The sequence below is a fragment of the Rhodococcus jostii NBRC 16295 genome, assembly GCF_001894825.1.
GTDB lineage: Bacteria > Actinomycetota > Actinomycetes > Mycobacteriales > Mycobacteriaceae > Rhodococcus_F > Rhodococcus_F jostii.
In genome coordinates this window covers 1-9031 of record NZ_BCWY01000166.1, presented here as the reverse complement: position 1 = coordinate 9031, position 9031 = coordinate 1, and the positions used below count along the sequence as shown (strand labels likewise).

Here is a 9031-nt window from a genome sequence, read left to right as displayed (position 1 = left end):
CCTCAACCTCGGATTCCCCCAGAACAACTGAGCAGGAAAGGACCTACGGTCATGACGACAACAGTCTCCCAGGACATCCTGCCCACCGGTCAGTCCCTCGACGCGGCCCGTGTCGAGGGGGAGCGGACGTACGCGCTCGACCGCGCGCACGTGTTCCACTCCTGGTCCGCGCAGGAGCAGATCACCCCGATGACGATCCTCGCGTCCGAGGGTTCGTATGTGTGGGACGGCGCCGGAAACCGGTTGCTGGACTTCTCGTCCCAGCTGGTCAACACGAACGTCGGGCACCAGCATCCCAAAGTTGTTGCCGCCATTCAGGAGCAGGCCGCGAAGCTGTGCACCATCGCACCGCAGTACGCGAACGACGTCCGCTCCGAGGCGGCCCGGCTGATCGCGGAGCGGACTCCCGGCGATCTGAACAAGGTGTTCTTCACCAACGGTGGAGCCGACGCCAACGAGCACGCGGTGCGTATGGCCCGCCTGCACACCGGCCGCTACAAGGTGCTGTCGCGGTACCGTTCGTACCACGGTGGCACGGACACCGCGATCAACCTCACCGGTGATCCGCGCCGGTGGCCCAACGACTACGGCAACAGCGGGGTCGTCCACTTCCACGGACCGTTCCTGTACCGCTCGCAGTTCCACGCGGAGAACGAGCAGCAGGAAACCGAGCGTGCGCTCGAGCACCTCGACCAGTTGATCCGGCTCGAGGGACCGAACTCGATCGCGGCGATCGTGCTCGAATCGGTTCCCGGGACGGCGGGGATCATGGTGCCCCCGCCCGGCTACCTGGCCGGCGTCCGCGAGATCTGCGACCGCTACGGCATCGTGTTCATTGCCGACGAGGTGATGTCCGGGTTCGGCCGGACCGGAAAGTGGTTCGCGATCGACCATTTCGATGTCGTTCCCGACCTGATCACGTTCGCGAAGGGCGTCAACTCGGGGTACGTGCCGCTCGGCGGTGTCGCGATCAGCGAGAAGATCGCCGCGACGTTCGCCAACCGGCCGTACCCCGGCGGGCTCACCTACTCCGGCCACCCGCTCGCCACTGCCGCCGCCGTCGCGACGATCAACGCGATGGAGGACGAGCGGATCGTCGAGAACGCCGCCAGGATCGGTGCCGAGATCCTCGGACCCGGACTGCGGGGCCTCGCCGACCGGCACCCGTCGATTGGTGAAGTCCGCGGACTCGGCGTGTTCTGGGCCATCGAACTCGTCGCCGACCGTGCCACGAAGGAACCTCTCGCGCCCTATGGCGCGTCCAGCCCGGCGATGAACGAGGTGATCGCGGCATGTAAGGCAGGGGGATTGCTGCCGTTCGCCAACTTCAACCGCATCCACGCCGTGCCCCCGTGCACCGTCACCGAGGCCGAGGCCCGCGAAGGACTCGCGATCCTCGACACGGTGCTCGACATCGCGGACGCGCACCGCGCTTCCTGACACACCCTGTCCGACGACACACCCGTGTCCTGACACTCGATCCGTCCCGCGGTCAATGGCGCCCGCGGGGCGGATCTTTCTCCTTGTCCACGACAATCACTCGGCGCCCGGATCTCAACGGAGAGAATCTATGAGCACGACCACGTCCACGCTCGCCCCGTCCCTGCCGGAAGGCTATGTCGAAGAACAGGATCGGCCACCGGTTCCCGACGTCGCCATCCTCGACCGACTCACCGCCGACGCAGTCGACTTTCACGTCGACACCGTCGGACCGCAGGAGAACCGGCAACTGCGCGTCACGCTGTACAGCGGAGGCTCGACCGTGTCGCTCGAGCGGGTCCTCCGCCTTCTGGGGAGCCTCGACCTCGAGGTCGTCGACCAGCGGACCTCGGTGTTCCGCCGCGCCGACGGACTGGTGTGCCGGCTCTACGACTTCCGGGTGACCGCCGGACCACTCGTCGCGTCCGCAGTCGCCGCCGGATCCGTCGAACCCGAATCCGTCCTGGAGACTTTTCGGGCGATGTGGTCGGGCCGCGCGGAGGCCGATCGGTTCAACGTCCTGGTACTCGCGGCCGGCCTGGACTGGCGGGAGGTCGTGCTCCTGCGCGCGTACGCCCGCTTCCTGCGGCAGAGCGCGCTGCCCTACGACCAGAGCCGGATCGAGGCGGTCCTGTTGTCGCGGCCCGGGTTCGCGTCGGCGCTCGTCGCGCTGTTCCACGCGCACTTCGATCCGCGACGCCGCGACGGCATCACGTCCCGGGAGGACGAGGTCGAAGACCGGTTGCGCCGGGTCGAGTCGCTGCTCGCCGACGTGGAAGGTCTCGACGCCGACCGCATCCTGCGCGCGTACTCGAGCCTCGTCGCGGCGAGACCCGCACCAACTTCTACCGGGAGGGTGCGCTCGGTCCGGCGCGTCCCCAGTTGTCGCTGAAATTCCGTTCCGCGGAGATCGACGAACTTCCGCGGCCACGCCCGTTCTACGAGGTCTTCGTCTATTCACCGGACATGGAGGGCGTGCACCTGCGATACGGGCCGGTCGCGCGCGGCGGGCTCCGCTGGTCCGACCGGCTCGACGACTATCGCACCGAGATCCTCGGACTCGTCAAGGCGCAGGCCGTGAAGAACGCCGTCATCGTGCCCGCCGGCGCCAAGGGCGGTTTCGTCGTGCGCACTCCCTCGTCGACGGGTCTCGAGTGCTACCGGCAGTTCATCTCCGGCCTGCTCGACGTCACCGACAATCGTTCGGACACCGCCGAATCGGTTCATCCGGAGGACGTGGTGTGCTGGGACGGCGACGACCCCTACCTGGTGGTGGCGGCCGACAAAGGCACCGCCACATTCTCCGACGCCGCCAACGAGGTGGCCCGGGAATACGGGTTCTGGCTCGGTGACGCATTCGCCTCCGGCGGTTCCGTCGGATACGACCACAAGAAGATGGGCATCACCGCGAAGGGTGCGTGGGTGAGCGTCACCCGCCATCTGGACGAACTCGGAATCGACGTCGGCCGTGACGATTTCACGGTGGCGGGTATCGGCGACATGAGCGGTGACGTCTTCGGGAACGCCATGCTGGCGAGTACCGGGATCGGGCTTGTCGCGGCATTCGATCACCGAAACATCTTCGTCGACCCCACCCCGGCCCGGCAGCCGGCATGGCAGGAACGTCGCAGGTTGTTCGAGCTGCCGAGATCGTCCTGGGCCGACTACGACCGAACCCTCATCAGTGCGGGCGGCGGCGTCTGGTCGCGGGAGAGCAAATCCATCCCGGTGAGCAGTCAGATGCGGACGGCGCTCGGGCTCGACCCGTCGGTGACGACGCTGACGCCACCGGAGATGATCCGCGCCATCCTCGCCGCCCCGGTGGACCTCCTGTTCAACGGCGGAGTCGGAACGTACGTCAAGTGCTCGGCGGAACCGCACACCGCAGCGGGTGACAAGGCGAACGACAACGTCCGGCTCGACGCGAACGGGCTGCGGGCGCGGGCCGTCGCCGAGGGCGGCAACCTGGGGATGACGCCACTCGCGCGCATCGAGTTCGGCCGCGCGGGTGGGAAGGTCAACACGGATGCGCTGGACAACTCGGCCGGAGTGGACTGCTCGGACCACGAGGTGAACATCAAGATCCTGCTCGATTCGCTGCCGGCCGACCGGAGACTCGACCCCGCGCGACGCTCGGAAGTGCTGGCGGCGCTCACCGACGACGTGTCGGAGCTCGTGCTCGCGAACAATCGCGCACAGAACCGTGTACTCGGCGACGCCCGGTGGAATGCCCACCGGATGGTGGACGTGCACACCAGGATGGTGAACGACCTCGTCGACAAGCGGGGCCTGGACTGCGAGCTGGAGGCACTGCCGAACGTCGACGGCTTCGTCGAATTGTCCGAAGCCGGAATCGGGTTGACCTCACCTGAACTGGCGACGCTCCTCGCCCACGCCAAGCTGGATCTGAAAGCGGAACTCGAGGATTCGGACGTCTTCTCCGACGGGTACTTCTCCGCGCGCCTCGCGGCGTACTTTCCGGCCGCCCTGCGCACCGTTGCCCCCGTCGCCGAACATCCCCTCCGCCAGGAGATTCTCGCCACCGAGATCGTGAACGACATCTTCGCGCGCGGCGGGCTCACCTACGCGCACCGGCTGCGCGAAGAGACGGGCGCCGGCCCCGCGGACGTGGTGCGCGCGTTCGTCATCACGTCGGAGGTGTTCGGGCTCGCGGAACTGTGGTCCGACATCGCCGCAGCGAAGCTGCCACCGGCGACGGAATACGAACTGGTCGTCGAGGCCCGTCGACTGCTCGACCGCGCGTCGCGGTGGTTCCTCGCCCACCGCCGCCAGCCGCTGTCGGTGGATGCCGAGATCGACAGTTTCCGAGACGACGTCCGGACGCAGTCCGGCGCGGTCGGCGACTGGCTGCGCGGCGCGGAAGGGCTGGCGATGGAGGCGTCCCGCCGCAGGTACGACGAGGCGGGCGTCGAGACGTCCATTGCCCGGCGTATCGCGGACGGGCTCTACCGATTCAGTCTGCTCGACATCGTGGACGTCGCCGGCGAGGTGGGCCACGACGTTGCCGAGGTGGCGCCGCTCTACTTCGCCCTCTCCGATCATCTCGGCGTGGACCGGTGGCTGATCAAGGTGTCCGCGCTTCCGCGAGGTGAACGCTGGCACACCCTCGCCCGTCTGGCACTGCGAGACGACCTGTACCGCTCCGTCCGGCTCCTGACGCGCGACGTCCTGTCCTCGAGCGAGCCCGGGGATTCGCCGGACTCCCGGATCCTGCTGTGGGAGAAGGCGAATCGGGCCAGAATCGAACGCGCTCGCCGGACGTTGGGAGAGGTCGACGCCACGTCCACTCATGATCTGGCGTCGCTGTCGGTCGCGGCCAATGCGCTTCGCGCCTGTGAGTACTTGTTAACCACGGGCGGTTAATAAGTACTCACAGGCGAAGCTATGAGGTGCGTGCGGGATCTGCGGATGGTGCGTCATCTTCGTCTTCGTGGACGAAGTCGGCTTCGACGGCGGAGGCCGGTTCCTTCCAGACCCAGGGCTGACCGTCCTGGACGACGCGACGGTAGGCATACAGCACGATCGACAGTGACAGGACGAAGACTCCGACGATCAGTTCCTTCGTGCTGCCGTATCCGGTGATGGACGCGCTGAGCGCACCGACCACGACCATGATCGTGTCGACGGCGACGAGGAGACCGGCGATGTACACCCACTGCCTGCCGAGCTTGATGGGGCGGTGGGCGTCCGGTTCGTCGCGGCGCAGGTTGAGGAAGCCGGTGAGCGACAGGATGTGGCAGATGAGGTAGCCGACGATGCCGGCGACGATGACGGCGAGTGCCTCACCGACGAACAGGATCAGGATGACGTTGACGAGCAGGTCGAGCGACATGGCCCGTCCCGGAACCTTGAATCGGTTGAGTTCACCGAGCTGTTTGATGGTGAGGCCTTCGCGGGCACTGCCGTGGAGTACGCGTCCGCCGTCTGCGGTGGTCATGACCATCAGGAGGACGAGACCGGCGATGAGGCAGATCGCCATCACGACGTCGCCACCGGGGATCAGACTTTCGAACACGGTCAGGTAGAAGGACACGGGGTTCTCGGCGACGTCCGCCTGGTCGACGAGTCCGCCGACTCCGAACGGGACGAGGATGTACACGGCGATGACGAAGAAGCCGGCCAGTCGCAACGCAATTCGGCTGTCGCGGATGGTGTCGCGAAACTCGGGAACGAAGGAGGCGACCGCCTCGATGCCGTAGACCGACCACGCGAGGACGAACATCCAGGCGATGGCGGTACGCCAGCCCGCTTCACCGCTGGCCGCGATGTCCCAGTGCAAGTTGCTCATCGACCAGCTGTCGGACAGGAGCGGGGCGGCCGCGAAGACGACGATGGGGACGAGAACGAGGGCGCCGGTCGCGTACATCAGCCACATCGCGGGACGCATGCCCAGAACGTTCAGCCCCCATCCCATGAACAGGACGCCGAGTGCGATGACGTGGGGTAGTCCGATGGTGGCCAGGCCGGTGGAGAACGTCCACGTCTGCTCGGGGAACCATTCGGCCTGCACCAGTTTCCCGATCTGGAGGCCGTAGATGGCCAGTGAACTGGACCAGGAGAACCAGTATCCGTACGTCGCGAGGGGGCCGACGAGGGTCGACCGGGTTCGCCACCCTTGGTGGGCGTACATCGAGATTCCGCCGACCTTGTCGACGAACATGCTGGCCATCTCGGAGTAGATGAAGTTCTGGAGGCATGCCAGGACGGCGACGGCGCCGAGAAGGACGAGTGTCGTCCACGCGCCGATCAGGCCGATTGCGTATCCCATTCCGACGAACAGTGCGGCGGGGATCGAGAGGCTGATGGTGAAGCCGTCCCACCAGCGCAGGTTCTTCTCGTAGGTGTGGTCGTCGGCGAAGGAATCGTGCAGGCTCACGGGAGTTCTCCAGTTCTGGGCCTTGTCGGCGCAGTGTGTGTATTCAGAATGCGGCCCTCGGCGACTCGAGTCGAGTGAGGTGGAGGCCGACGGACCGCCGCAAGTATGTGATTCAAGACACTAACACCGCGCAATGCGTCGCACAAGATGAAAGTTACCACGCATTGCGTATTCATTGGAGGTTTACATCCAGGAAATGCAGCGTTTTGGCCCCGCAACGCCACTGATCTCGTCGTTCTGGCTAGAGTCGATCCATGCCACAGCACACTCTGGACGAATTGGACCGCGCGATTCTGCGGCAACTCGAAGACGACGGGCGTCGCGCATTCCGGGAGATCGCGCGAAACCTGGGCTCGTCCGAGGCGACGGTGCGGGCGCGTGTGAAGCGCCTACAGGACCTGAACATCCTGCGCATCGTCGCGTTCGCCGATCCCGAGCGTCTGGGCGACTCGCAACTGGCACTCGTCTTCCTGACGGTCGATCCGGGACGGCACCAGGCGGTGGTGGACGCGTTGACCGAGATGCCGGAGATCACGTATGTCTCGACGCTGCTGGGACGCGCCGACATCTGCGTCGAGGTCGGTAGCGCGAACAACGCCGAGCTGTGGGCATTTCTGAACCAACATGTCAGCACCATCGAGGGCGTGCGCACCACCGAGACCACCTCGATCCTCAAGGTGCACAAGCTGCGCTACGGCACGCCCTCGAAGGAGTAGCCCTACCGGCCGGCGCTGAACACCGTGCGGTGCCAGGCTTTTCGTGACACCCCGGAGATGTCGCTCATGACGTGCTTGACGGTCAGGTACTCCTCGAACGAGTACGTCGACATGTCCTTGCCGAACCCGGACGCCCCGACCCCGCCGTGCGGCATCTCGCTGATGATCGGGATGTGATCGTTGATCCACACGCACCCCGCGGCGATGTCTCGGGAGGCGCGCTGTGCGCGGTACACGTCGGTCGTCCAGGCCGATGCGGCAAGACCGTAGTCGGTGTCGTTGGCGCGACGGATCGCGTCGTCGTCGCCCGAATGGCGGCTCACGGTGAGTACCGGTCCGAACACCTCGTCGCGGTAGACCTCTGCGTCCTCGGTGACGTCCGCGATCAGAGTCGGGAGGTAGAAGGCTCCGGGTAGGTCGGGTGCGGATCCGCCCGTCACGATCCGGAAGCCGGCGGCGCGGGCGCGCTGCACCATTGCATCGACCCGATCGCGGTGTGCGAGCGTGATCAGCGATCCGAGATCGGTGTCCGGGTCATAGGGATCGCCCACGACCACTCGTTCCATCAGTTCGGCCACACCCGCGACGAAGTCGTCGTACAGCGAATCCGCCACGATTGCGCGGGTCGCCGCGGTGCAGTCCTGGCCGCCGTTGATCAGCGACGCCGCCACCGCGCCGTGCACGGCCGCTTCGAGATCGGCGTCGTCGAACACGACAAACGGCGCCTTGCCGCCCAGTTCCAGCTGCACGCGGGTGCCGTTCGTGGCCGCCTGCGCCATCACCGTCCGGCCCACGGCCGTCGACCCGGTAAACGTCAGGACGTCGATGCCGCGATGTCCGGCCAGTGCCGCGCCGACCTCGGCGCCCGTCCCGGTCACCACGTTGAACACGCCGTCGGGCAGACCGGCTTCAGTCGCCAGCCGGGCGAGACGCAGCGTCGTGAGCGGGGTCAGTTCGCTCGGTTTGAGCACCACCGTGCAGCCGGCTGCGAGTGCCGGAATCACCTTCCATACCGCCATTTGTAGCGGGTAGTTCCACGGCGTGATCGACCCGACGACGCCGACGGCCTCACGCCGGATACTCGACGTGTGGTTGGGGGAGTACTCGGCCGAGGCCTTGCCCTCGAGGTTGCGTGACGCCCCGGCGAAGAAGTCGATGTTGTCGATGCTCCCCGGGAGGTCGAACTCGCGGGCGAGCCGGATTGCCTTGCCGGTCTGTGCGACTTCTTCGCGGGCGAGCAGTTCCGCGTCGCGCTCGAGCGCGCGGGCGAGTGTGGTGAGACAGGCTGCGCGCTCGGCCGGGGCCGCTCCCGACCAGGCAGGGAACGCTGCTCGTGCGGCCCGGACCGCGACATCGACGTCCGACGCGGTGGCCAGCGTCAGCGTCGTGACGGGTGCGCCCGTCGCCGGATCGACGATGCGATGGACGTCGCCGGAGCCTTCGGCTGTGGATCCGGAAATCCAGCAGCCGGGCACGGTGGCCGGTAGGTCGATCGCGGTAGTGGGTGGGAAGGATGCCGAGACGGTCATGAGATCACTCCAAGACGGGGGCGACGAAAAGATTCACTCACAGTAGAGAAGCGATCCGGTGTTGGCTACCCGAGATTGCGAAATTAGTCGCAGAATCCGTGCGAAGTCTGCGTATTGCGTCAGAATATTCACTCGTACTACTTGAATTCGCAGACATGAGCGGTCAAGATTGACGCATGCCGGATCGAACCCCGAGGTCCGACGATCTGCCGAGGCGATCATCCCGAGTTCACAGATCGAACCCGGCCCAGACCGAATTCGACTGAACCGAAACACAATTGAGGATTACGATGACTGAAGTCACCGAAAGAACCACAACTACCGGACTGGAAAGCTCGGCGGCGCGCCACCTGTGGGGTCATTTCTCCCGGCACGGGGAGAACATCACCCCGCCGATCATCACCCGCGGT

The 9031-nt window shown here is 66.1% G+C and carries 4 protein-coding genes and 1 pseudogene; 3 read left to right on the top strand and 2 right to left on the bottom strand.

The features are described 5' to 3' along the window. Positions 1–51 precede the first annotated feature (51 nt). Together RJ1_RS43830 and RJ1_RS43825 are read left to right on the top strand one after the other, a co-directional pair. Positions 52–1440, top strand: a complete 1389-nt coding sequence (locus RJ1_RS43830) for an aspartate aminotransferase family protein (protein WP_073370817.1) — start codon at positions 52–54, stop codon at positions 1438–1440. 130 nt (positions 1441–1570) lie between these two features. Continuing rightward, positions 1571–4863: pseudogene (locus RJ1_RS43825) on the top strand (NAD-glutamate dehydrogenase domain-containing protein). Positions 4864–4882: 19 nt separating this feature from the next. On the opposite strand, the gene RJ1_RS43820 reads toward RJ1_RS43825, so the two are convergent. Continuing rightward, positions 4883–6376, bottom strand: a complete 1494-nt coding sequence (locus tag RJ1_RS43820) for an APC family permease (RefSeq protein WP_073370815.1) — start codon at positions 6374–6376, stop codon at positions 4883–4885. 254 nt (positions 6377–6630) lie between these two features. Here RJ1_RS43820 and RJ1_RS43815 point away from each other — a divergent pair, with 254 nt between their 5' ends. Continuing rightward, entirely contained in the window at positions 6631–7092 is a 462-nt protein-coding gene (locus RJ1_RS43815) for an Lrp/AsnC family transcriptional regulator (protein ID WP_073370813.1), read from the top strand. A 2-nt stretch (positions 7093–7094) separates the two neighbouring features. Here RJ1_RS43815 and RJ1_RS43810 read toward each other — a convergent pair whose 3' ends face one another. Further along, complete coding sequence (locus RJ1_RS43810; protein WP_073370812.1) at positions 7095–8621, bottom strand: gamma-aminobutyraldehyde dehydrogenase; 1527 nt, start codon at positions 8619–8621, stop codon at positions 7095–7097. Positions 8622–9031: the final 410 nt, after the last annotated feature.